This is a genomic window from Leeuwenhoekiella sp. H156 (assembly GCF_052218455.1).
In the GTDB taxonomy this organism is placed as follows: domain Bacteria; phylum Bacteroidota; class Bacteroidia; order Flavobacteriales; family Flavobacteriaceae; genus Leeuwenhoekiella; species Leeuwenhoekiella parthenopeia.
Genome location: NZ_CP197499.1, coordinates 585,505 through 610,664 on the forward strand (window position 1 = coordinate 585,505; position 25,160 = coordinate 610,664).

General features: G+C 42.9%; 22 protein-coding genes. 7 read left to right on the forward strand and 15 right to left on the reverse strand.

The window, feature by feature from the left end; translation table 11 throughout:
• Positions 1-18 precede the first annotated feature (18 nt).
• From ACSSS3_RS02355 to ACSSS3_RS02375, 5 genes are read right to left on the reverse strand one after another with little or no spacing between them, the layout of a single operon-like run.
• Positions 19-810 (reverse strand): (Fe-S)-binding protein, encoded by a 792-nt coding sequence (locus tag ACSSS3_RS02355; protein WP_442846314.1) that lies wholly within the window; start codon positions 808-810, stop codon positions 19-21.
• A gap of 16 nt (positions 811-826) precedes the next feature.
• Entirely contained in the window at positions 827-1,261 is a 435-nt protein-coding gene (locus tag ACSSS3_RS02360) for an LNS2 domain-containing protein (RefSeq protein WP_228230871.1), read from the reverse strand.
• A gap of 29 nt (positions 1,262-1,290) precedes the next feature.
• Complete coding sequence (locus tag ACSSS3_RS02365) at positions 1,291-2,634, reverse strand: 4Fe-4S dicluster domain-containing protein (RefSeq protein WP_442846315.1); 1,344 nt, start codon at positions 2,632-2,634, stop codon at positions 1,291-1,293.
• A gap of 5 nt (positions 2,635-2,639) precedes the next feature.
• Positions 2,640-3,590 (reverse strand): MlaD family protein, encoded by a 951-nt coding sequence (locus ACSSS3_RS02370; protein ID WP_442846316.1) that lies wholly within the window; start codon positions 3,588-3,590, stop codon positions 2,640-2,642.
• Positions 3,591-3,649: 59 nt separating this feature from the next.
• On the reverse strand, positions 3,650-4,747 hold the full coding sequence (locus tag ACSSS3_RS02375; protein WP_442846317.1) for an N-acetylmuramoyl-L-alanine amidase family protein: 1,098 nt from the start codon (positions 4,745-4,747) through the stop codon (positions 3,650-3,652).
• A 195-nt stretch (positions 4,748-4,942) separates the two neighbouring features.
• On the opposite strand from ACSSS3_RS02375, the gene ACSSS3_RS02380 reads away from it, so the two are divergent.
• Entirely contained in the window at positions 4,943-7,660 is a 2,718-nt protein-coding gene (locus ACSSS3_RS02380) for a putative LPS assembly protein LptD (RefSeq protein ID WP_228230875.1), read from the forward strand.
• A gap of 40 nt (positions 7,661-7,700) precedes the next feature.
• Complete coding sequence (locus ACSSS3_RS02385; RefSeq protein ID WP_442846318.1) at positions 7,701-8,081, forward strand: RidA family protein; 381 nt, start codon at positions 7,701-7,703, stop codon at positions 8,079-8,081.
• A 75-nt stretch (positions 8,082-8,156) separates the two neighbouring features.
• Here ACSSS3_RS02385 and ACSSS3_RS02390 read toward each other — a convergent pair whose 3' ends face one another.
• The 4 genes from ACSSS3_RS02390 to ACSSS3_RS02405 all read right to left on the reverse strand — a co-directional run bounded on the left by ACSSS3_RS02390 (position 8,157) and on the right by ACSSS3_RS02405 (position 15,676).
• A complete protein-coding gene (locus ACSSS3_RS02390) occupies positions 8,157-9,020 on the reverse strand; it encodes an N-acetylglucosamine kinase (RefSeq protein WP_228230877.1) in 864 nt (287 codons plus the stop codon).
• 60 nt (positions 9,021-9,080) lie between these two features.
• A complete protein-coding gene (gene gap, locus ACSSS3_RS02395; protein WP_228230878.1) occupies positions 9,081-10,082 on the reverse strand; it encodes a type I glyceraldehyde-3-phosphate dehydrogenase in 1,002 nt (333 codons plus the stop codon).
• 29 nt (positions 10,083-10,111) lie between these two features.
• Positions 10,112-11,098, reverse strand: coding sequence for a 6-phosphofructokinase (pfkA, locus tag ACSSS3_RS02400; protein ID WP_228230879.1), 987 nt, complete (start codon positions 11,096-11,098; stop codon positions 10,112-10,114).
• A 222-nt stretch (positions 11,099-11,320) separates the two neighbouring features.
• Positions 11,321-15,676: a translocation/assembly module TamB domain-containing protein gene (locus ACSSS3_RS02405; RefSeq protein ID WP_442846319.1), complete on the reverse strand. Its 4,356-nt coding sequence runs from the start codon at positions 15,674-15,676 to the stop codon at positions 11,321-11,323.
• Positions 15,677-15,872: 196 nt separating this feature from the next.
• Between ACSSS3_RS02405 and tsaD the strand changes: the two genes are divergently transcribed.
• Both tsaD and ACSSS3_RS02415 read left to right on the forward strand, forming a co-directional pair.
• The gene (gene tsaD, locus ACSSS3_RS02410) at positions 15,873-16,925 is read left to right on the forward strand and encodes a tRNA (adenosine(37)-N6)-threonylcarbamoyltransferase complex transferase subunit TsaD (protein ID WP_442846320.1); all 1,053 of its coding nucleotides are present in this window, start codon (positions 15,873-15,875) and stop codon (positions 16,923-16,925) included.
• A gap of 2 nt (positions 16,926-16,927) precedes the next feature.
• Complete coding sequence (locus ACSSS3_RS02415) at positions 16,928-17,638, forward strand: 16S rRNA (uracil(1498)-N(3))-methyltransferase (RefSeq protein WP_442846321.1); 711 nt, start codon at positions 16,928-16,930, stop codon at positions 17,636-17,638.
• A 68-nt stretch (positions 17,639-17,706) separates the two neighbouring features.
• Here ACSSS3_RS02415 and holA read toward each other — a convergent pair whose 3' ends face one another.
• Positions 17,707-18,735: a DNA polymerase III subunit delta gene (gene holA, locus ACSSS3_RS02420; RefSeq protein ID WP_228230903.1), complete on the reverse strand. Its 1,029-nt coding sequence runs from the start codon at positions 18,733-18,735 to the stop codon at positions 17,707-17,709.
• Between the two features lie 94 nt (positions 18,736-18,829).
• On the opposite strand from holA, the gene ACSSS3_RS02425 reads away from it, so the two are divergent.
• From ACSSS3_RS02425 to ACSSS3_RS02435, 3 genes are all read left to right on the forward strand, one after another.
• Positions 18,830-19,276: a type I restriction enzyme HsdR N-terminal domain-containing protein gene (locus ACSSS3_RS02425; RefSeq protein ID WP_442846322.1), complete on the forward strand. Its 447-nt coding sequence runs from the start codon at positions 18,830-18,832 to the stop codon at positions 19,274-19,276.
• Positions 19,277-19,285: 9 nt separating this feature from the next.
• Positions 19,286-20,284, forward strand: coding sequence for a glycosyltransferase family 2 protein (locus tag ACSSS3_RS02430; protein ID WP_442846323.1), 999 nt, complete (start codon positions 19,286-19,288; stop codon positions 20,282-20,284).
• A 91-nt stretch (positions 20,285-20,375) separates the two neighbouring features.
• On the forward strand, positions 20,376-21,206 hold the full coding sequence (locus ACSSS3_RS02435; protein ID WP_442846324.1) for an OmpA family protein: 831 nt from the start codon (positions 20,376-20,378) through the stop codon (positions 21,204-21,206).
• Positions 21,207-21,280: 74 nt separating this feature from the next.
• On the opposite strand, the gene ACSSS3_RS02440 is transcribed toward ACSSS3_RS02435, so the two are convergent.
• From ACSSS3_RS02440 to ACSSS3_RS02460, 5 genes are all read right to left on the reverse strand, one after another.
• Positions 21,281-22,117 (reverse strand): alpha/beta fold hydrolase, encoded by an 837-nt coding sequence (locus ACSSS3_RS02440; protein ID WP_442846325.1) that lies wholly within the window; start codon positions 22,115-22,117, stop codon positions 21,281-21,283.
• Positions 22,118-22,300: 183 nt separating this feature from the next.
• Positions 22,301-22,918 (reverse strand): L-threonylcarbamoyladenylate synthase, encoded by a 618-nt coding sequence (locus tag ACSSS3_RS02445; RefSeq protein WP_442846326.1) that lies wholly within the window; start codon positions 22,916-22,918, stop codon positions 22,301-22,303.
• A gap of 4 nt (positions 22,919-22,922) precedes the next feature.
• Positions 22,923-23,132 carry a DUF2945 domain-containing protein gene (locus ACSSS3_RS02450; protein ID WP_442846327.1) on the reverse strand — a complete coding sequence of 70 codons (210 nt, stop codon included), beginning with the start codon at positions 23,130-23,132 and terminating at the stop codon, positions 22,923-22,925.
• An 80-nt stretch (positions 23,133-23,212) separates the two neighbouring features.
• Positions 23,213-23,842 (reverse strand): DUF922 domain-containing protein, encoded by a 630-nt coding sequence (locus tag ACSSS3_RS02455; protein WP_442846328.1) that lies wholly within the window; start codon positions 23,840-23,842, stop codon positions 23,213-23,215.
• Positions 23,839-25,143, reverse strand: coding sequence for an asparagine synthetase B (locus tag ACSSS3_RS02460; RefSeq protein ID WP_442846329.1), 1,305 nt, complete (start codon positions 25,141-25,143; stop codon positions 23,839-23,841). The genes ACSSS3_RS02455 and ACSSS3_RS02460 overlap by 4 nt, the downstream gene beginning before the upstream one ends.
• Positions 25,144-25,160 lie beyond the last annotated feature (17 nt).

Below are 25,160 nucleotides of genomic sequence, written 5' to 3' on the forward strand. Positions count from 1 at the left end.
AGTAATGTTTAGATAATCTTATAAATCTTCTGCAGCGGCAATCATTTCAGCGATATCTAAAACCTCGATTTCAGATTCTTTTTCTTTATTCTTAATCCCGTCGGTCATCATGGTATTGCAAAATGGACAACCTGCCGCAATGATGTCTGGTTTAATTTCTAAAGCCTGTTCGGTACGTTCAATATTTACGTCTTTGTTTCCGGGCTCGGGTTCTTTAAACATTTGAGCACCTCCTGCCCCGCAGCAAAACCCATTGGTTTTACAACGCTTCATTTCTACAAGTTCTACTTCCAGCTTTGCCAGAAGATCTCTTGGAGCCTCGTAGATTCGGTTTGCGCGTGCCAGATAACAGGGATCATGAAACGTGATGCGTTTGCCTTTATACTTCCCGCCCTCTACTGTAAGACGTCCTTCAGAAATCAATGATTTTAAAAACTGGGTATGATGTAAAACCTCATACTTACCGCCCAATCCCGGATACTCGTTGGCAATGGTATTAAAGCAGTGCGGACACGCAGTTACGATCTTTTTGACCTCATAACCGTTAAGTACCTCAATATTGGTAACCGCCTGCATTTGGAATAAAAACTCATTCCCGGCACGTTTAGCAGGATCTCCGGTACAGCTTTCTTCAGTTCCCAGCACGGCAAACTCCACTCCCGCTTTTGCAAGTAATTTTACAAAGGCTTTGGTTATTTTTTTTGCCCTGTCGTCAAAACTTCCGGCACAACCTACCCAGAATAAAACTTCAGGGCTTTTGCCTTGTGCCATAAATTCTGCCATTGTAGGAACTTTGATCGCTTCTGCCATAAATCCTGTTCTTTTTTTAGTCTTTAAATACCTCTATGGTAACGTCTTTTTCTACTAAATCTGTAAACTTTCCTTTATAACGCGTAGCACGCACCAGGTGATTGTCTATCCAGTGGTAGTTACCGCCTCTGGGTTTACCCATAAGCAAACTGTGGTAGTTGAAACCGTGCTTTTCAAGCCAGGCTTCGGTTACTTCGCGATGCTCTTCGGTACGTGAGGTAAAGAAGCATATAATATGCCCTTCATCATACCACTTATTAAGGGTTGCCAAAGCATCCGGAAAAGGCTTACAGGTCGCCATGCGCTCCGGCTCTTCATTTGGTACATCTTCGGTAATCGTACCATCTATATCTATGAGGTAGTTTTTAACTCCTTCGGGCAAAACCGGACTTACGTGTTCGCCGTCCTGCAATTTTTCACTTAACATTTTGTCTACTTCCTCTTTTTTCATGAGATTCAAATTATAATTAGGATTGGTTGCTAGATTTCGTTTATCCAGTTTGCCCGGTCCATTTGATTAAACGGCCAGGGCGCTGCATTATTTTCAATATTAGTCATTGCGTTATTGAGGTCAGAAGGAGCGGCACTTTGTTCCATAACCAGGTACTGGCGCATATCCATAATGATTGAAAGCGGATTGATACCAACCGGGCAGGCCTCAACGCAGGCATTACAGGTTGTACAGGCCCAAAGTTCCTCGCGGGTGATGTAATCGTCAAGCAACTGCTTACCGTCTTCCTTAAACTCCCCTTTATTAGCATCTATATTTTTGCCGATATCTTCAATACGATCGCGGGTAGCCATCATAATACGACGCGGCGATAATTTTTTCCCGGTCTGATGCGCGGGACATTCGCTGGTACAGCGGCCACACTCGGTACAGGTATAGGCATTTAAAAGTTGTGCCCAACTTAAATCTGTTGCTTCGCTGGCGCCAAATTTAGCCGGAACTTCATCACTTTCTTCCTCAGCAGGCATCGCGTAGGGATCGGCATCAGGATCCATCATCAATTTTACTTCATTAGTAACGGCTTCTAAATTGTCAAATTCCCCCTGAGGTTTAAGCCTGGCGAAATAGGTATTTGGAAATGCCAAAAGAATGTGCAGGTGCTTGGAGTAGTACAGGTAATTGAGAAAAACCAAAATACCCAGGATATGTATCCACCACGCAGCACGCTCAATTAAAATTACGGAAGCCGTGTCCATGTTTTCAAACAACGGGGCGATAAACTGGCTTACCGGGAACGACCCGACAACACCTGAAGCCTGAGCATAATGATCAGCACCTCGCAATTGAAGGCTAAGATCTGCCGCATTCATCGTAAGGAAGAGCAACATCAACACCACTTCAAAATATAAAATAAGATTGGCGTCAAGTTTTGGCCAACCCTTAAGTTCCTTATTCAGGAAGCGTTTTATATGTAACACATTACGCCGTATCCAAAAGATAATCACACCCACCAAAACCAACAGGGCAAAAATTTCAAACACAGCTATCAAAAAATCGTAAAAGCCTCCGAGGAAGCTAAAAATACGGTGTGTGCCGAAGATCCCGTCTATGATGATCTCAAGCACTTCGATATTGATGATAATAAAACCTAAATAAACAAGTACGTGAATGATTCCTGAAACCGGTCTGCGTACCATTTTGTACTGCCCAAGGGCAATCTTGGCCATGTTTTTAAAACGCTGCGGTTTATTGTCGCTGCGGTTTTCATCACGACCTAATTTTATATTGCGAATGAGTTTTCTGCAATTGATAACAAAAAAACCAACGCCGGCAGCCAGTGCCAGAATAAATAAAATATTAGGTAAATACTCCATCAGCTTTATTTAAGTGAGTCTTTAGGCTCCTCGTACGGACCGGGGTTCTTGCCAAAAACAGAGAAATGTACGTAGCGCTTGGGGTTGAGTTTTATGTCCTGAAGCAACTCTTCCATCTGTTTGGTGGCCCGCTCCATATTGTTGTACATATCTTTATCGTTAATAAGCTGACCTAAAGAACCTTCTCCCTGTTCAATTTTAGAAGTAATGCTTTCAAAATCTGCTACCACACGCTCCATTTTCCCTACCAGTTCATTGATGTTTATTTGAGATAAGCTGTCACTCACTTTGCTGAAGTTAGCAGACATCTTATCTAGATTGGTAAAGGTACGGGATAACTTTTGATCATTATCGGCTAAAAGCGTATTGAGATTTTTTGAAGCCTCCTTGAAGTAAATAGCGGTCTGGCTGATATCTGCGATGGTTTCTCTAAGATTTCGGCGGGTGGGTTCATCTAACACATTGGAGACGCCCGTTAAGACAGAATCGGTACTGTTGATGACTGATTCTACTTTGGCCTGTAATGGCGTAAGACGCTCATTTACCAACTCAAATATTCCTTCATCAATGGTTCCTTCTAGCGTATCACCAGACTTTGCCATCTCGTCAAGATCGTATTCCGGAACGATCGAAAGGTTTTTTCCGCCGATGAGTCCGCCGCCGTAAATTTGTGCCTTACTGTTTTTTGAAAATTGAAAATCGTTCTGAACATTAAAAGTCACGAGAAGATCACCTTTGGTATCTGCAAAATCAATAGAAAGTACTTTACCTACAACCAAACCATTAATGGTCACGTTAGAACCCGGGGAAAGGCCTTCCACATTATCATAGATTGCATAATATGTACGGTCGTTGTTGAGCAGGTTATTTCCTTTCAGAAAACTATAACCAAAGATCAATAGCGCGATGGCAACAACCGCTAAAAGACCTGTTTTTACCTCTCTAGAAATGTTCAATGCAGTGAATTTTTGATGAGCCTCAAATTTAGGAATAAAATCTCTTGGGACTTAACCCACTAACTTTTATTTATAAAATCATTAGCGTTTCTCTTAATCCCATTTTTGAAGGCCACAATGTACGCGGTTTTATAGCCTTTGGCCTGAGCTTCGCTTAATTTACGTTGAATTTCAGAGTAATTAGAGGTATTGCCGTAATAGTATTTGTAGAGCTTTCCTTCCTTCTCCCGTTCTATGGGGGAAAGCCCCTTAAAGTTATAGGCTTTGGGCTCGAGGTCACGGCTGCTTGCAGCTATCTGCACCCGAAATACGGCATCTTCAACCACTACATCTTCTACTTGGGCTACAGGTAATTCTTTTTGAACCGGTAAAAAATCATTTGCCCGGACATTGTCTTTATAGTTTATCACCGCATCTGCGATAGAACCCGCAATCTCTTCCTGCCCCTTTGATGAATTCAAATACCTTCCTTCTTCCGTATTGGTAATAAATCCGGTTTCAATAAGAATACTGGGCATTACGGTCTGATGTAAGACTACAAAACCGGCCTGCTTCACACTACGGTCTTTTCGTTTCAGTTTTTCCCTGAAATTATCCTGAACATAACTCGCCAACTGAATACTTTGATCCAGAAACTCTTCCTGCATCAGGGTAAGCCCGATGAGTGATTCGGGAGCATTTAAATTATACTGAGCGTATTTCTCCTTGTAGTTATCTTCCAAGAAGATCACCTCGTTTTCAGCCTTCGCCACTTCGAGGTTAGTCTGGTTACGGTGTAATCCCAAAACATAGCTTTCTGCTCCCGAAGCCTGCGTGTTATGGGCATTGCAGTGTATAGATATAAACAAATCTGCCTTCGCACGGTTTGCAATATGACCCCGCTCTTCTAGACCTATAAACACATCGGTTTTGCGGGTGTAAATCACTTCAATATCCCGGTCACGCTTCAGTTTATCTCCCACCAAAAGAGCAATTTTGAGCGCAATGTCTTTCTCCTTAATGCCGCTTTTGGTATTTTTTCCGGGATCGTGACCGCCATGACCGGCATCAATCACCACCACAAACTTCTTAAGATCAATGGGTTTTAGATTGGCATAACTTGTTTTCGCATAAGCGAAAACTATTAATACTAATAAGTAGGTTATAATCGTTCTCATATTTGGGTAACGTCAATTTTGTTGGGCTATTTTACAATCATTTTAAAACCTGTGCTTCATTTTTGCACTGTTAAAAACACAGTGCGATCCAGGCATTTCTATTTTACCCGGGTTTGTCTAGGGCTTCTAAAAAATAGATGTAATTTTGGCACTTTGAATTTTGCCCTTACATTTACAAAAATAGTATTAATCCCATTGCAAACAAAGATCCTCTCAGTACTGCTGGTTTTAGGCTTAAGCCTTATAACATGTGGGTCTGTATGGTCTCAGGAACTTCCGGTTAGCACGCTTAACACGATACCCGCAGACACCTCTGAGACTAACAGGCTAATGCCCAAAGGTACTCTTCTAAGCGAGCAAAAACCGGAAGCTTTACAGGACACCACCGCAAAAGACAGCATCAAGGCCCCAAGAGAATCTCTTACCGATATTGTCAAATACAATGCCACAGACTACAGTCGCTTCAACAGAAGGGAAAACAAACTTTACCTCTACAATGAGGCTCAGGTAACCTATACCGATATCAATATCACGGCCGGGCAGATCGTGGTAGACAACACTACAAATACTGTTTTTGCTAAAGGAATTGTAGATTCAACGGGAGCCTATATCCAGGCTCCGGTCTTTGTTCAGGGACCCAATACCGTAGAGCCAGACTCCATCAAATACAATTTTAAAACCGAAAAAGCGCTGATCTACGGCTCACGTACACAACAACAGGAATTCTACATCAGAAATGAAGTAAGTAAACGGGTTAATGACTCGGTTGTTTTTATGAAAAACGTACGTTTCACCACGAGTGAGAATGAGGATGATCCCGAATATTACTTTTACGCCCGAAAGGTCAAATTTGTACCCGGCAAAAAGATAGTAACCGGTCTGGTGAATATGTTTGTCTATGACGTGCCTATCCCATTAGGTGTACCATTTGCCTACTTCCCGATGGAAAAGGAAACCAGTGTTTCAGGTTTTATTCTGCCTTCGCCGGGTGAAAACCGCGAACGGGGTTATTTTTTACAGAATGGAGGTTATTATTTTGCCATCAATGATTATGTAGACCTCACCTTACAGGGTGATTATTACACCAACGGAAGCTACGCGTTGCGCGGAAGCAGCTCGTACCGAAAGCGCTACAAATTTAGTGGAAATGTGAACATTCGTTTTGAGCGCTTACTCGCCAGCGAACGCGGATTACCCGATTTTTCGGAAACCAACACCTACAACATCCAATGGTCACACAGCCAGGATACCAAATCAAGCCCCAACAGTCGTTTTTCGGCATCGGTAAACCTGGGGAGCAGTAACTATTTCAGGCAGTCAACAAATATTGACAACGTAGCAAGCCGTTTGACCAACACGCTGAGTTCATCTGTTTCGTATTCAAAAACCTTTCAAACCGTACCCGATGTCAATCTGGCCCTTACGGCACGACATTCGCAAAATACCCAAACGCAGCAAATAAATATGACCCTGCCCAGTTTACAGGTTAATGTGGGCCGTATCTATCCCTTTGCGCCAAAATCAGGCACCAAAAAAGGTATATTTCAAAATATCAACTTCAACTATTCGGGTAGTGGTGAAAACCGCATACAAACCACAGACAGCCTGTTTTTCACCCCTCAAATGTTTCGCGATGCCGAACTGGGCGTTCGCCACAGCATACCCGTTACGACTAACTTTAAACTCTTTGATTATCTAAGCGTTTCGGCCAGTACAAACTTTCAGGAGAGCTGGGTTTTTGAAACCATTAACCAACGTTATGATGTTGAGGAACAGGGCATAGTTCGCGATACCATAGGCGGTTTTGACCGGTTTAGCACCTATAATTTCAGCACCAGCTTGGGAACTACACTATACGGGCAATTTAACTTCGGGGATGACAAAAAAATACAGGCAATCCGTCATACCGTAAAGCCTACCGTTTCCTTTAATTATAATCCGGCTTTTGACCAGTATTATGAAACCTTCCTGGCTCCCGAACGCGATGATCCAAATGGCCCGCTTACCCGTGAGGTAACCTATAGTCGTTTTGATGGAGGCTTTTACGGCGCTCCGGGTAATTTCAGCTCCAGCGGAATCAGCTTTAACGTTAACAATACCATTGAAGCTAAAGTACGCGACAAGGACTCTACTGCTCTTGAACCCAAAAAAATTGACCTGCTGAGCAATCTGGCAATCTCAACCAATTACAATTTTCTCGCAGACAGCTTAAAACTAAGCCCTGTTAACGTACGGGGAACCATCCCCATTATTCAGAGCAAGCTTAGCGTCAATTTTAATATGACCTTAGATCCTTATGCGCTAAATAACAACAACGACCGCATCGATAAACTAAATATCGCCAATGGCGGAAGTTTGTTTAGACTCACTAATGCCAGTGCAAACTTTGGATACTCCTTTAGCAGCAAAAGCTTTGGAAAGGAAAATGATGATGTTGAGGGCGAAGACACTCAAACAGCCCGTAATGGCGCCAGACGGGATAATCTGCTCGGAGAAGACAGCAGGCAATTGCAGAATAAATTTAATGACTCTGAAGGAGCAGACGAAGATCCGGAAGAAGAACAGGAATTGTATAACTACAAAATACCGTGGAATCTAAGGGTCAATTACAATGTAAATTACGGTAACACCGCGAGACAAAACAGGATCACGTCCCATGCGATTAACTTCAGCGGTGATGTGGAGCTGGGAGAAAAGTGGTTTGTAGGAGCCTCTTCGGGTATTGACGTCACCACCGGAAAGTTTACTCCAACCCAGCTACGCTTTGCCCGGGATCTGGAAAGTTTTAATATGACCTTTGCCTGGACACCCTTTGGCACCTACGCCTCCTGGAACTTTTTTATCGGAATCAAATCAAGTGTACTCAGCGATCTTAAGTACGAGCAACGCCGTACACCTGATCAACGTTTATAGTTCAAAAATTAAAACGCATATACATCTAAAACCAAAAACGATGAAAAAAATAGTAAGTACCCCAAATGCACCGGCGCCCATAGGGCCTTATAATCAGGCGATTTTTGCAGGCGATACGCTTTATATAAGCGGTCAAATCCCGCTAGATCCTAAAACGGGCGAACTCGTGAGCGGTTCTATTGCTGAAGAGACAGAAATGGTTATGAAAAATCTGCAAGCAATACTTACCGAAGCCGGACTCACTTTTGAACACGTGGTTAAGAGCTCTATCTTCCTGAGCGATATGGGAAGCTTTGGTGCCGTTAATGAAGTCTACGGAAGCTATTTTGATGAAGCCACCGCGCCGGCCCGCGAGACGGTTGAAGTAGCCAACCTGCCTAAATACGTAAATGTGGAAATATCTATGATCGCCTTAAAATAGGGTGACCTATTTTAAACATAAAAAAGGCCTGAAACATCCAAGTTTCAGGCCTTTTTTATTGATTTACGCAGTGGTTTACTTAACCAGCATATAATTCTTGTGATAGGCTACCAATCCTTCAATAGGTCTCTTTAAAACTTTGCCCATTTTCAGATCGTATTCAGCAAGCACGGCTTTCATTTCATCCTGAAGATAGAAAGAGATAGAGCCTACAAAATGTACAGGGATTTCTTTGGCATTCTCAAACTGAAGCACCTGGTGCTCTACAAATAATCTAAAGCCCTTGCGTATAAGCTTTTTGCAGTATTCATGATTTTTATTGGTGATCACAAAACGTGCAAACTGCGCTAAATAGGTGTTGGGATTTGGCATTTTATACAGATGATTCTTAATGCTTTCGGCAGTAAGGTCAAATTGCTTAGCAAACTCGTAAGCCAATTCTTTAGGAATTTTATTAAAATGAAAATCCCGCAGTAATTGTCTTCCAAAATAGTTACCACTACCATCATCCATCAGGATATAACCCAGTGAGGTTACTTTTTGCTCGATATCTTTGCCATCATACAAGCTACAGTTAGAGCCTGTACCTATGATGCAAACAATACCGGGTTCTCCCTTCTTAGTAGTAGCATAAAGTGCTGCATAGGTATCTTCTTTAATATCTATTACCTCTGCTTTATCAAAAAACTCATCAAAAACTCCTTTTATAAGTTCTCTGGGCTTTTGAGTACCACAACCTGCCCCATAAAAATGAACGTGGGTTACATCATGGCGGTGCTTGTAAAGCTCATAGTTATTGATAATTCGCTCGGTAAGGATTTCTGCAGACAAAACCTGTGGATTTAATCCAAAAGTCTGAGTCTGAAATATCTCATTTCCTTCAGCATCAAGGGCAATCCAATCTGTCTTGGTTGACCCGCTATCTACTAATAATATCATGTGGAAAGGGTTTAAAAAACCCTTTAAACCTGTAACAGGCTTAAAGGGTTGAAACTTATATTAAAGTGAATTAACGTACTCAGCCAAATCTACCAATTTGTTTGAGTAACCAAATTCGTTATCGTACCAGGATACGACCTTGAAAAATTTTGAGTTAAGCTCGATACCTGCACCCGCATCAAAAATACTGGTACGTGGATCGCTTACAAAATCCTGTGATACTACATCTTCTTCAGTATATCCTAAAACGCCGGCCATCTCACCTTCTGAAGCAGCTTTAAAGGTCTTTTTGATATCCTCATAGCTGGTCTCCTTAGAAAGACGTACGGTTAAGTCAACTACAGAAACATCAACTGTAGGCACACGGAAAGCCATACCGGTAAGTTTTCCTTTTAATTCAGGAATAACTTTGGTTACAGCAACAGCAGCACCGGTACTTGCAGGGATGATGTTAACCAATGCCGAACGACCACCTCTCCAATCTTTTCTGGAAGGACCGTCAACGGTCATTTGAGTAGCGGTAGTTGCGTGTACGGTAGTCATCAAAGCCTCTTCAATACCGTAAGCATCGTTTAATACTTTAGCTAAAGGTGCAAGACAGTTTGTTGTACAAGAAGCGTTAGAAACGATATTATCGCTTGCTTTAACATCTTTATGGTTTACGCCCATAACAAACATAGGCACATCTTTAGAAGGTGCAGAAATAACAACTTTCTTGGCACCTGCCTGAATGTGATAATCTGCAGTTTCCATAGTGGTGAAGATACCGGTACACTCAGCAACAACATCAGCACCTACTTCGTCCCACTTTAAGTTTTTAGGATCGCGCTCTGCGGTAATACGTACGGTTTTACCGTCAACAACAAGGTTACCGTCTTTAACTTCTACTGTACCGTCAAAATTTCCGTGTACAGAGTCATATTTTAATAAGTATGCGAGGTGTTCAACATCCAGCAGGTCGTTGATGGCAACAACATCTACATTGTCGCGCTTAACGGTTGCTCTAAATACGATACGACCTATACGGCCAAAACCATTGATACCTAATTTTAAATTTCCCATTTTTAATTGTGTTTGGATTTGTATTATGCTTATGTGGTCATTATTTCAGAGACACGCACAAGCTCTTTATTAATATGTGATTTTCCTTTGATGGCTTTTTCGATGGGGTATAGAACCATTTTTTCATGTTGAATTCCTACCATGTAATTGCTTTCGCCCTCCAGAAGAGACTCAACAGCCTTTACACCCATACGACTGGCAAGTACGCGGTCATAACAACTGGGCGAACCGCCGCGTTGCATATGCCCCAGTACCGCTACCCGTACATCATAACCTTCCAGGTTTTGATCTACATAATCCTTGAGTTCAAAAACATTTTTACCTGTTTTATCTCCCTCGGCAACCACAACAATACTAGAACTCTTACCGCTGGCCTTACTTCTTAATAAAGACTCCAGCAGACGCTCAAGTCCCAGATTTTCTTCAGGAATCAGGATTTCTTCTGCCCCAGCTCCCACTCCGGCATTAAGTGCTATATGGCCTACGTCGCGCCCCATTACTTCAACAAAGAACAGGCGGTTATGCGAACTGGCGGTATCGCGTATTTTATCTATGGCCTCGACCACGGTGTTTAAGGCCGTGTCATAACCCAGCGTACGATCTGTACCGCTAATATCATTATCTATAGTGCCGGGTATACCTATCACCGGAAATTCAAATTCCTGGTTAAAAACCAGTCCTCCGGTAAAGGTACCGTCCCCGCCTATTAAGACAAGTGCGTCAATACCATATTCTTTAAGATTGTCATAAGCGATTTTACGACCTTCGGGTGTTCTAAAACGATCTGATCGTGCAGACTTAAGCATGGTTCCACCGCGGGTAATGATATCGCGTACGCTTCGTGCATCCATCGGGTGAAAATCACCGTCTATTAGACCTTCATATCCCCTGTATATACCCACACAATCTACTTTGTGATAAGCACAGGTACGTACAACTGCACGAACCGCAGCATTCATCCCGGGAGAATCTCCTCCCGAAGTTAAAACTCCGATTTTTTTAATTTTTTGTGTCATTTCCTGTAGAATGAAAGGTAAAAATAGCAATTTCATTGCCTTTTAATAAGCCATTGGCAATGAATTTAATCGTATTCTCAATTTCAATCGTTATCGTTAATAACTATTTTCAATTGAGGGGTGAAATTTTGGGAATTTTGATCTGAGAACCTCGTTTTTGCGAGTTTAAAAATTAAAACGGGATCAAAATATCATATTCTCAGAGTGCAAATGGCTAAAAAATCAATTTAAACCGTCGTAAGGAATTTCAGAATCGGGCTGAATAATCTTAATTTCTTCTTCTACCTCACGCATTTCTCCTTTAAAGATTTTACGAATGAGTTGTTTAAACGTATCGAAGTCTACCGAATATGATAGTCCTGCTCCCTGCGTATAGCCTTCATTATTACGGGCTACAAATTGAATATCGGTCTGCCGGTTAAAAATACTCGCTCTAAGGGTACCGTCTTCATTGAGTAAAAAGTTTACCTCAACGTCACCCACTACCGCCTGCTCACTTACGCCGCCCACCGGTACACCTACCTTACCATTAATAATCACGCGGTTGGATATTTGCGTGGAAAGCGTGAAACCAAAACGACCCGAGGTTTGTAAATCCGGTCGATTGTCTGCCTGCACATAATCTAAGCCTACATTAAACTTCCCGTCTTCATCTGAAAGCAGATCGTTAAAAATACCTGAAGCCGTCTCAATCAAATTCCCGTAAGCCGCAGATTGCGCATCAATACCGTTCTGGCTAAAGAAAGATCCCTGCGTTACCAAAGAAAAGGCCTGCAGTTCACGTGTGGCTCTGTTGTCTAAACGATAGGCCAGCTCTGAAGTCACAATAGAACTGGTATTCGGAAACTCAAAGTCAAACGTAATCTCGGGTTGCATGAGTTCGCCATCCAGATTGATGATCACATTAACCGGAATCTTTCGGTTTATGGAGGGGTTTTCCAGGAGGATGGAAGGGTTTGCCTGAGTTTTGTAAACCGCGCTGATATCGAGCAGGGCTTCGGTAGGATTACCATCCCAGCTTATTTTTCCTTCCGGCAGGATATCAAATTGTTTCTGCACCACCCCACTATACCTGAAATTATAAGTTCCCTCGTAGGGCGTAAAGTCACCAAACATATTGAACTTTCCGTTGGTATTAATCTGTATCAGCAGGTATCCCGCTCCTCTTCCTTTAAGGGTGCTTCCGTTTACCTCGTCAACTACAATTTCGACCTCAGCATCACGGGTAACCTCCAGGTCAAAGTTGAGTTCGAGTCCTTTTATCTCTTCAATAACCAGCTCTTCCCCGCGCATCCGCGATTCTTTCTCTTCGGGACTTAAAAAATAAATATTGCTGCTGTCGCCAAAGGATTCGGTATCGCTTAAAGGTATTTTAAAAACCGTCCCCCGCTCGGTAGTAGCTGTTACATCGATAACCAGCTCATCTGTAGGACCTCTAAGAGTAGCCTCTCCACTCATAAAACCGGTCCCGTAATACAAAGCAAAATCATCGGGTTCTGTATCCAGCACCAGCAAACGATCTGTATCGATGGCCAAATCCAACTCCCAATCCCTAAAATACTGATGGCTTATCGTACCGCTTAGCGTTCCCTTGGTGTTGTACTTGGTATCATTTAACGCAACACTATTAAACCGGAAATCCTGATCGCTTAAGCTTACGCGGGCTGTACCGTTAAAATCATAATTGGTATTCAGGTACGGAATCGCCAGTCCCGCATTACGCAGCAGCAGCTCCCCGTCTACATCGGGATTGCGGTAATCACCGGTTACCGAAGCCCGGCCGCTGGCCAGACCCCTTATTTGTGAAATCACATCGCCTCCCAATGGGCTAAACGCTTCCAGATTGAGTTTTCGCAGCTGCACATCGAGATCAATCGCAGGGTTACTGGTACTTACATCTATGGTTCCCAGTGCCGAAAGGGTTTGCACCTCCTCATTGCTGAGTGTGGTATTTATTTTATAACTGGTAAGACTCTCGTTGCCGGTGATCGACAGATCGAGATCTCCCATCAGAATATCGTTAATCGTAAAGTTTGAGATGTCAATAGTACTGCTGGGCAGGTAAACGCCGTCTTTTTGTAAAATATCCAGGTTTCCGTTTACCAGACCTTTTAAGTCGAGGCTGTCTATATAAGGAGTGATATGCGAAAGCCTTACCTGCTCAAAATTTGCCTTAATATTTTTTGAAGTACTGTCTTTTACCTGACCACTTAGTGTAATGCGTTCTTCATCGTGAGACAAAATCATCTCTTTGATATCGATATCTCTAAAGTTGTTGTCAAAGACAATCTTGTTTTCTTTATTGTCTGCTTCGTTAAGAAACCAGTCGTTGTTTTTAAACTTAAGGCTGCTGCGCTTAAAGCCCACTACCGAATTGTTGTCTTCATTAATCGTATGGTAAAAGCTCAGATCAAAGGCGTCCTGTTTATCGGGCCCTCCTTTAAATTCAGACCGAATAAACAGCGTATCCTTAAGCGTAACATTGATCAGATTAAAATCGCTAATGCCATACATCCCGCTGCCTATACTGTCTGCCTCGATAAAGGTGTTAAACAGTGGGTTTTTGTTATCTACCCGTACATTAACCGACTCTGCGAGAATACCAAAAGCCTTGATTTTAGGAGATCTAAAAGTCAGTTTGAATTCAGAATCGTCAGACACCACACTGCCCCGTACAAAAGTGTCGGGCTCCAGTTCAATTTCGGGCACCAGGATTTCGACAATCTTGCTGTAGATTTTTATATCAAAATCCATAAACTGGGCCGTCGTGATCTTTGTAGGTTCATAATTGGTATACAGGCTTCCAATGGCATTTCTAAATAAGGCTTTTACATCCCCTATTTTAAATTGACCCGATACCTGACCCGAAATGATATCCGGCGAATTGATGGTAATGGTGCGTATACCGCGTCTAAAACCGGACGTAATTAGAAAATCCTGAAACTCATAGAGGTCATTGGCATTTTCAAAACTGGCGTTGGTAAATAAGATAGTCCCTCCGGTATCGTCAATATTGGTCCCGCGCATATCCATCGCCACGTTCCCTTTCAGCACTGCTGAAGAATCTTTTAAGAAGTTTAGTTTCCCCAGATCTATCCTCTCAATAGCCGCAGTAAAGTCATAGGCATGTATTTCTTCGGAAACATCAATAAGCCCATCAAATGAAAACTGCGCGTTGGGGTCATCAACCGTTAGATTCCCATCAAAAACCGGGTTTCGCAGGTTGCCTGAAACAGCAATCCCCTGGTAAGTATATCCCTTGTACCGAAGCCTGCTGATCACCCCGTCTATACGCGTATCTAAAGTTTCGGCGGCAATTCCCGACCCGTCTACTTTCACGTTAAAGGTGGCAGTTTCCAGCTGCGGGTCTTTAAACAGGCGCCCCAGATTAAAGCGTTCTCCCCTAAGGTTACCCGAATATTGGGCCTGATCTATGTTTTTAAAATTCCGAAAGTCTATATCGGTTTCCAGAAAGCCCAGATCGGTTTGAATACGAGCGTCTGTAAACACGGTGTTCTCGGTAACGGTGAGGGTTCCCTGTAAATCTGTAACACCCAGACGCACCAGTTCGGGCGGAAGACTGTTGCCTAAAACATTTGGAAGTAACCGGGTAAGATCGAGATACGAAGTCTGCAGGGTGCGGTAATTTCCGTCTATACGAAAAGTGTCCCCGTCAGAAAGCAGGCGTTCAAAATGCACATTCCCCAGGATGCGACTGCTTTCCAAACCGCTGAGATTTAGATTTTGAACCCTGAAATCATTCAGTGTACCGCTTAATTTTCCGGAAAGGTTAATGCGATATCCGGTTCCAAATTCAGAATAAAAAGCTTTTAAATCTGTTGTAGAGATTTCGCTTTGCTTAAAATCTGCCGTGATTTGCACCAGATTATTAAAATCTGAAAAAGCCTCATTGCGCGTATCGAGCTTCAGATCTCCCCGAATCACTGAATTTTCGGTCTTAAGCGTCATCGCTTTCAATACAATCTCGTCCGGATTGTACTTAAAATCGGCTTCCAATCCGCGCAGGTGATAATCGCGGGCAGCATCAAGACTGAGTTCTTCAATTTGCGCCGTGACCTCTACATCATTCAGTTTAAAATCACTGGCTACCAGATTCAGATTTGAGAAATCAACCAAATTGGGATCTTCGCGATCTTCATCAATAAAACGGAATTTCATATTTTCCAGTTCGACTTCAGAAGATGACAACCTGAATGGAGTTCCCGATGAGCTACCGGTGTTGAATTTCTGCGAAAAAATATAGAGGTTATCGTTTTCTTCCCCTTTGTATCTACGCACATTCATCGTTCCGTCTGAGATCGTGACATCACCCAGATTAAGACGGTTATTAAGCAATTGCTGAAGGCTTAATATGCTGGTTTCAACAGTTTCGGCAAAAATGAGCGTATCGTCGTGATGATCTGCAATATATACCTCATTGAGGAGGGCGTTGCCGTTATATTTAATGCGTACCCGTTCTACCGAAATATCGGTCCCGTACTTTTCATTAAGCGAACGGGTAACTTTACGGGCCACCGAAGTCTGTACCGCGGGAATAGAAAAAATAATAAGAAGCAAGGCAAATGAGCCTATTGCGATAAACAGGACACGTCTTACTATTTTTCTAAATTTTCTGATATGTTTTTAAGTTTTAACTTTGCCAATCCCGGCAAAATACAAATTTAGTTTTCCATTTGTAGCCAGGCTTTTGAGCGGCTGATAAAAGTCTCTAGCTAAAAGCCTAATTTTGGGTAAAAGTACATGAACAATCCCTATGCCTAACGCAGATTCTACAAAAAATAAAACCTACATACTCGCTATAGAATCGTCTTGCGATGATACGGCGGCAGCTGTACTCGACAACGATAAAACCCTCTCAAATGTTGTGGCCCGGCAAGCCGTACATGAAGAATATGGCGGCGTGGTACCCGAACTGGCCTCGAGGGCGCATCAGCAAAACATTGTGCCGGTTGTGCATCAGGCTCTTAAAAAAGCCGGAATTACCAAAGAAGACCTCAGTGCGGTCGCTTTTACGAGCGGTCCTGGCCTTATGGGTTCGCTTTTGGTAGGCACTTCGTTTGCTAAATCCCTGGCAATGGGTCTCGACATTCCGCTTATTGATGTAAACCATATGCAGGCGCACATCCTCGCACATTTTATAGACGAGGAAGGTTACGATAAGCCCAAATTTCCGTTTTTGGCGCTTACTATATCGGGCGGGCACACCCAGGTTGTTCAGGTAGACTCCTATTTTGATATGACTATTTTGGGACAAACCCTGGATGATGCGGTAGGCGAAGCCTTTGATAAAAGTGCTAAAATACTGGGACTGCCCTATCCCGGCGGACCGCTGATTGATAAGTATGCGCAAAGCGGAAATCCGAAAGCCTTCAAATTTACCAAACCTAAGGTTGACGGACTCGACTTCAGCTTTAGCGGACTTAAAACTGCGATTTTGTATTTCTACCAAAAGGAAGTAGCCGCAGATCCTGATTTTGTTGAAAAGCACCGGGACGACATTTGTGCTTCCATACAATATACCATCATCAATATTTTGATGGATAAAATCAAGAAAGCCGTAAAACAAACCGGAATCAGACAGGTGGCCATTGGTGGCGGTGTTTCGGCAAACAGCGGAATTCGCAAAGCCTTAAAAGATGCCGAAGCTAAATACGGCTGGAAAACCTTTGTGCCCAAATTTGAATACACTACAGATAATGCAGCTATGATAGGGATCGTGGGCTATTTAAAATATAAAGACGAAAACTTACAGGGCTCCGGTTATGTAGAAACCCACGCCAGGGCGCAATCCCGACTTAAATTCTAACTATGCAGCTTTTTTACAATCCGGATATTGCGGCAAATGCCAAAGAGGCCAGGTTCCCGAAAGATGAAAGCAAGCATATTGTGAAAGTGCTGCGGAAACGGGAAGGAGATATTCTCGACATCACAAACGGAAGTGGTAATTTTTTTAAAGCCGAAATCACGCAGGCGAGTCCGTCAAATTGTACCGTAAAAATCCTTGAATTCACTACCGAAAAAGCCTTTGACTATCATCTGCATCTGGCCGTTGCGCCCACCAAACTCAACGACCGCTACGAGTGGTTTCTGGAAAAAGCCACTGAAATAGGCATTTCTGAAATCACACCCATCATCTGCGATCACAGCGAACGAAAGGTGGTAAAAGAAGATCGGTACGAGCGTATTCTGCAAAGTGCGATGAAACAATCGCTCAAAGCCTATCTGCCCAAACTGAATGAAGCGGTTTCCTTTTCCGAATTTATGGAGGCACAGGCTGCAACCGAAACAGACCGGTTTATTGCGCATTGTGAAGAAACCAACCGCTTTTCGCTCAAACAAAAACTAAAACCCAAAACTGATGTTCTTATCCTGATAGGACCTGAAGGCGATTTTTCACCCGCTGAGATTGAACAGGCCCTGAAAGCGGGCTTTGTCCCGGTGATGCTTGGCGAGCAACGCCTACGTACCGAAACTGCTGCAGTTGTCGCCACACACAGCGTGGCTTTCGTTAATGAATAAGAATTTAAGGTTTAAGGTTCAAGATTCAAAGTTCCATTATTTTAAACTTTGAATTTTGAATTGTAGAACTAGTTCATCACCTGCACCAGCAGTTCTTTAAGTAAATCTCCCTGCGGAACGTTGTAGGCCCCCACACCTTTACTTTTCACATCTGCCGTACGAAGCAAATTGATGACGTGACTCACTTTTTTCATGGGGTAATTGCGCGCTGCATCGGTATACTGACTCACAAAATAAGGATTCACCTTTAAAGCTTTGGCTACCGAAGCTTTGTCCTTACTTGGTAAGCCGTGATAAATCAACAGGTTCTGAAAAAAGCTGAATAACAATGCAATGGTCACCACCATCGGGTTGTCTTTGGGGTTTTGAGCAAAATAATTGATGATGCGATGCGCTTTAACCACATCTTTATCACCTATTGCACGTTGCAACTCGAAGTTATTAAAGTCCTTGCTTATCCCGATATTTTGCTCCACCGCCAGCGGGGTGATCGTACTGCCTTTTTCCATAATAAGCTGCAGTTTTTCCAGCTCATTATTGATTTTGGAAAGATCTGTTCCTAAAAACTCTACCAGCATATGAGCTGCTTTGGGTTCTACAGAATAACCCTTGCTTTGCATCACGCGGCGAATCCAGTCGCCCACCTGATTATCGTACAGGCGTTTGCTTTCAAAAATAATCCCGTTTTTGGCGATGTTTTTATAGACGCGTTTGCGCTTGTCGAGCTTCTTGTATTTATAACAAAAAACCAAAATGGTAGAAGGTTGCGGGTTTTCGGCGTAAGCTTCCAGCTTGTTTTTTTTGTCGTCAGATTGCGCGAGTATTTCGCGGGACATATCCTGAGCTTCCTTCACAATCACAACCTGATGCTCAGCCATCATCGGGAAACGCTTAGCCTGCGAAATCACGTCATCGAGACTTACATCGCGGCCGTAAAGCACCATTTGATTGAAGCCACGCTCCTCTTCGGTCAATATCGAAGAAGCTATAAAGTCTGAAAGTTGATCTATGTAATACGGCTCATCCCCCATCAAAAAATAGATGGGTTTGTAGTTTTTATTCCTGATGTCTTTTACAATTCGGGTAACTTCTTCCACAGGTTTGGTTTTTACTGCCGCAACTGTAAGAAGTTGCCGGGCAGACTGCTATTGGAGCTTGGTATACTTGTAAGGGATAATTACCTTTACCGGGATGCAGCAACTCAACTTCCCACCGTATACCTTCAGGCTCAAAAGTAGCGAAAATAAACCGCTTATATTTGACCCCATCCGTAAAAAGTTCGTCGTTTTGACCCCTGAAGAATGGGTGCGACAGCACACCGTAAAGCATCTTCAGGAAGCCTATAAGTATCCGTTGAACCTCATCAATGTTGAAAAAGAACTCAAGGTAAACGGCCTGTCCAAACGCTATGACGTGGTGGTTTTTGAATCGGATGGAAGCATCAGGCTTATTGTGGAATGCAAAGCGCCTAAAGTCAACGTCACTCAGGTTACTTTCGACCAGATCGCGCGGTATAATCTAACCCTCCGGGCTTCTTTTTTAATGGTCACAAACGGACTCAACCATTATTTCTGCCAAATGGATTATGAGCAGAAAAAATATAATTTTTTACGGGATATTCCGGTTTACAGCCCTTAATTTGCCCTTGTGAAAATCGCGATCATCATACTCAACTGGAACGGCAGGCATCTGCTTGAAAAATTCCTCCCTGTAGTGCTTGAGCACAGTGCTGAGCAGGCTGCAGTGTATGTTGCAGACAATGCCTCAACTGATGATTCTGTTGCCTTTTTGGGCGAAAACTTTCCGCAGGTAAAAATCATAAGCAACAGCACAAATGGCGGTTACGCCAAAGGCTACAACGAAGCGCTGCAGCATGTGAACGAAGAGCTCTTTATCCTGATGAACAGTGATATTGCTACCTCTCCCGGCTGGTTGGAACCCATAATCGAAGCATTTAAAGTCAACCCCAATCTGGGTGCTGCCCAACCCAAAATTCTGGACCTCAAACGCCCCGATTATTTTGAATATGCAGGTGCCGGGGGAGGCTTTATAGACTCTTTTGGCTATCCGTTTTGCAGGGGACGGCTTTTTGAAACCCTGGAAAAAGATGAGGGGCAGTATAACGACACCTTACCGGTTTTTTGGGCCAGCGGGGCCTGTCTGGCTATTCGCAGAACAGCGTTTTACGATGCCGGCGGTCTTGACGAAACCTTTTTTGCGCATCAGGAGGAGATTGATTTGTGCTGGCGCGTTCAGGCATTGGGTTACGCTGTTTATCATATTGGGAGCAGCAGTGTTTACCATTTGGGGGGTGCAACCCTTGAGCAAATGAATCCGCAAAAAACCTATCTCAATTTCAGAAACGGTTTGATGCTCCTGCTCAAAAATGTTCACGGACTTCAGGTTTACCCCATTATATTTTTCAGGATGTGTCTGGACGGGATTGCAGCTCTTAAATTTTTGGCCGAAGGTAAACCCAAACACAGTTATGCCATATTACGTGCCCATTTTAGCTTTTACGCGAAAATACCGGAAACGCTGAGTTTACGTCGAAAAACACCCAAACTCAAAACGTATTCTACTACATTTTCAATCGTATGGAAGTATTTTGTACTAGGAAAAAAGTATTATACCGATATCTTCTAAAATAACTAAAAGTATTGTTAAGAATCTGCCATTGCGTAGCTTTTTTGATATTTTTGCGAGTACTGAATAATAAAAATTAACAACAATAATTATGAGAAAATTAATGATAGTATCTGCCTCTGCGCTGGTACTGCTAAGTTCTTGTGTATCTCAGAAAAAATACGCTGCTTTAGAAGCAAAACAGCGTGAGACTCAAGACATGTTAAATACTGCAACTGTAAAATTAAATGCGTGTCTGGCTACAGAAGAAAGCCTTCGCGATCAGATTGCCGATTTACGTAAAACCAATACAGACCTTATCAACACTCAGGGTAACCTGACCACGCTGTCTGCAAAAGGTGCAGAAAACCTGGAGAAATCTTTGGAGCAAATGAAAGAAAAAGATCTTCAGATCAAAGCTTTTCGCGATGCGCTTAACCGCAAAGATTCGGTAACTCTTGCTTTAGTGACCAGTTTAAAAGGTGCAATAGGCAATATGAACGACGAAGACATCGAGATCAATGTTGAGAAAGGTGTGGTTTATGTTTCTATTTCAGATAAATTACTTTTCAACAGCGGTCGTTGGGATGTTACCAGCCGTGCTAAAGAAGTTTTAGGCAAAGTTGCTACTGTTGTAAAAAACAAGCCTGAAATCGAATTTATGGTTGAAGGTCACACAGACAGCAAACCAATCAGCACTGCAGTTATTGAAGACAACTGGGATCTTAGTGTGAAACGTGCAACGTCAGTAGTACGTATTCTTCAGGAAGAATTTGGTGTACCACCAGAGCGTATGGTTGCAGCAGGTAGAAGTTACTATGTACCTCTAGCCAGCAACGATACTGCAGAAGGTCGTGCCCGTAACCGTAGAACCCGTATTGTGGTACTACCAAAACTTGATCAGTTCTACAAAATGATTGAAGATGGAATGCCTAAAAACTAGGTAACCTTTTCAAAATTTGAGAATAAAAAAACCCGGCCTTTGGACCGGGTTTTTTCTTTTTATATAATTCTGAATTAGTCCTTTAAAAAGTCAATGAGAATTTTATTTACTTCTTCGGTATGCGTAAAAACCAAACCGTGTGGCGCGCCTTTAATGACTTCATAACGGCTGCCTTTTACGATAGAAGCCGCCTGCTCTCCGGAAGGTTTAATAGGTACCACCTGGTCTGCATCTCCGTGAATAATCAAGGTAGGGATGTCAAATTTCTCGAGATCCGCTCTAAAATCTGTTGTGCCAAATGAAGTGATACAATCTAAAGTACCCTTTGGCGATGCACCTGCGGCAATTGACCAATTAAAGTGAACCTGCGCCTCACTGATTTTGTCCTTGTTATCGTCGTAATTGACAAAATTGTTTCCAAAATCTTTTAGAAAGCTTAGCCTGTCTTTACGAACCGCTGCTTTAAACCCGTCAAAAGTCTCCTGCGGAACACCGTCAGGATTATCATCGGTCTTGAGCATAAATGCAGCGACTGAAGAAACCAAAGCCGCTTTTTTCAGCTTTGACGTACCATAATTCCCAATGTATCGCGACACTTCGCCACCTCCCATCGAAAACCCTACAATCGTAACATTTTCAAGGTCAAGCCCTGTAATCAAATCGTTTAGATCTTTAGCAAGGGTGTCGTAATCATAGCCGCTCCAGGGTTTATCAGAACGTCCAAAACCACGACGATCATAGGCAATCACGCGGTGGCCGGCTTCTACCAGCACCTGTGTTTGGTATTCCCACATTTGGGCACTTAACGGCCAGCCGTGAATGAGGATCACCGGATCACCGGTACCATAATCCTCGTAATACAGTTTGATGTTTTCTCTATTTTCAATAGAGCTTGTTTTAAAATAACTCATAGATTTTTTTTTATTCCCGAAACGGGAGTTGTTTTTTTTCACCGGTAAACTGCTTTCAGTATTCTGTAAAACAAAGCTTAAAATGCAATTTCCAGATCGTACTATAAATTACGAAGCCCCGGATATTTTACAGTATCCGGGGCTTCAGTTTAATACGATTTTAACCGTATTTCTATATGTTTTCTAAATGGTCAGGGCTCCTTTTCCTTCCCGTATCAGGACAGCTTCACCACTTGTAAGATCTATCACGGTTGAAGGAATATTTCCACCGTAACCACCATCAACGACAGCATCAACGAGTTTATCCCATTTTTCTAATATCAACTCGGGATCTGTGGTATATTCGATCACCTCATCTTCATCACGTATAGAAGTCGAAATAATAGGATTACCCAACTCCTTAACGATCGCCCGGGCTATGGCGTTATCGGGCACACGTATACCCACTGTTTTTTTCTTTTTAAATACGGTGGGCAGGTTGTTATTCCCCGGCAGGATAAACGTATAGGGTCCCGGAAGCGCTCTCTTGAGCAATTTAAAAGTAGGCGTATCTATTTGCCTCACGTAGTCTGAGAGATTACTCAAATCTTCGCAAATGAAGGAAAAATTGGCCTTATCCAGCTTCACTCCACGCAAATGTGCCACGCGCTCCAGGGCGCGATTACTGGTAATATCACATCCCAAACCGTAAACGGTATCTGTAGGATAGATGATCACTCCGTCATTTTTAAGAATCTTGACGATACGTTTGATCTCCCGCTCACTCGGGTTTTCTTCGTAAACTTTAATAAATTCTGCCATAGTGTTAGGCTTTTTGAACTTCGCTTTCCAGTTTTAAAACCTTAGCTCCGTCTTCCTGTTCAATATAAAGGGCCTTGTTTCCCTCTTCTCCTTTACGGGTGATTTCAGAGCCGTCAATAGTTTTAGTGATTTCTTTTGTGTAGGTCTTCTTAACCGTACCGGTTGCAGTACCATTGCCCCATTTCCATTTTACTTCGCTTCCTTCTCGTATCATCTTTTTCTTTTAAAAATAAATGACTTATGGAAAATAAGCCTTCACCCTAACAGAAGATTAACGTTGCCTAAAGCCGGCGACTAGTTCGCCCAAAACCGGTATTTATAGAGTAATTGAGCTACATGAGCCTCCCATGCTATCTCCTTCTGACGGTCAACAGAGTGTTTGGTTTCCCGGTCAAAATCTGCCTGCATCGCTTTACGGGCCTCTTCTACCTGTTGATAAATGCTCTGTATTTCAGATTTTGAATTGCGGCTGAACCGGTACTCGGCAATGGCCTTGCGCAATATACGTGCGTGGAGTTCAGAAATATCAAAATGCGTTTGCTCGTGAGCTAATGTGGTTTCGTTGATCAGCTTTGGGATATACCACGAAAGATTGGGGTAGAAATTGGCCCGAACCTGTGAGGAATTTTTAATATAATAGCCTTTAGCATCTAGGGTATAGGTATGGCTTATCCCGGTATTTGAGGTTGCCGCAAAATTGCTGTACCTATCGGGAACACCTCTAAAATCAGACCAACTCAATCTTTTATTGGGTTCCCAGCTAAAGCGCACGTTTTTGTTGATCGTGCGAAAAACGTATTCTTCTGACGGGCCGGTCTCAACTTCAGTATTCTGATCAGGACTGTTTACTGCAAATACGTTTTCCCCCAGAGGCGAAAGTCCCACAAAAACGGAAAAGATTGTTGTATGCAGTAAGCGTATCATGTTTTTTGCTTTTTCTTTTTAGCAGCCGGAAACAAGATGTTATTCAAAATAAGCCGGTATCCGGGACTGGTGGGATGTAGTCTCAATTCGGTTTTGGGGTCACCTACCCGATGCTGGTAATCTTCAGGATCGTGGCCTCCGTAAAACGTAAAAAAGCCTTTACCTTTTACTCCGTGAATGTAACGTGCTTCACCATTAGCCTTGTTTTCACCCATTACCAAAACCTGAGGTTTGATCTGCTCTGCGTTGTAGGCCGTGGTCTGTCCCATAAAACCTTTAACCAAAGCAGTGTGGTTTTGGCACAACATAGTAGGCACGGGATCCCATTTTGCCGAAAAACCTTTCAGACTAAAATAATCGCTATCAGCATTTACCCTGCGATAAGGGGTGGTGTCTATACTTGAAAATTCGTAACGCGCCGGATTTTTTTCAAGCATAAAATCCTGAAAGGCAAACGTGCGCTCAAAGCTGATTCTGCTCTGATAGTTGGGATCTGAAGCATCGCCGTCAAACATAGGCTCACAAATATCTACCCCTTCTGCAGAGAGCGCTATATCAAAACTGTCTGTAGCGCTGCACATCGCAAACATAAAACCACCACCTATGACGTAATCACTTATTTTATTGGCAACTGCCAGCTTTTCCTGGGAAACTTTATCATAACCCAAATCTGCCGCTAATGCCTCTGCATCCTGCTTGTCTTTAATGTACCAGGGAGCTGCGCGGTACGAGCCGTAAAATTTACCGTATTGCCCGGTAAAGTCCTCGTGGTGTAAATGCAACCAGTCGTATAGTACCAGCTCGTCTGCAAGCACTTCGCGATCATAGATTTTGGTGTATGGAATTTCTGCATATTCTAAAACCATGGTAACCGCGTCATCCCAGGGCGCTGTTCCATCGGGTGTGTATACTGCAACTTTGGGAGCTTTCTCGAGCACTACGGCTTCCATATTTTGAGATGGACTTTCTATTTCTGCCAAAATACTTTCGGCTTTTGCATCACTGATCACTTCAAAAGAAACCCCGCGAATCTTGCATTCTTTCTGTAACTCTTCGGTATCCGGAAGCAGAAAAGATCCGCCGCGATAATTGAGCAGCCATTTTACTTTTTGCTGTTTGGCCAGCGTCCAGTAGGTGATTCCGTAGGCTTTTAAATGTTCCTTTTGGCTATCGGCATCCATAGGGATTAAAACGTAAGAGGCCATTGCCGGTATTGTAAAAACGAATAACAAAACCCCGATTAGGAGGGCTCTTAGTCGTACCTGAGTAGACGTATTTGGGTAAGTAAAGTTTGTTTTCATATGCGTTGCTTAAAATA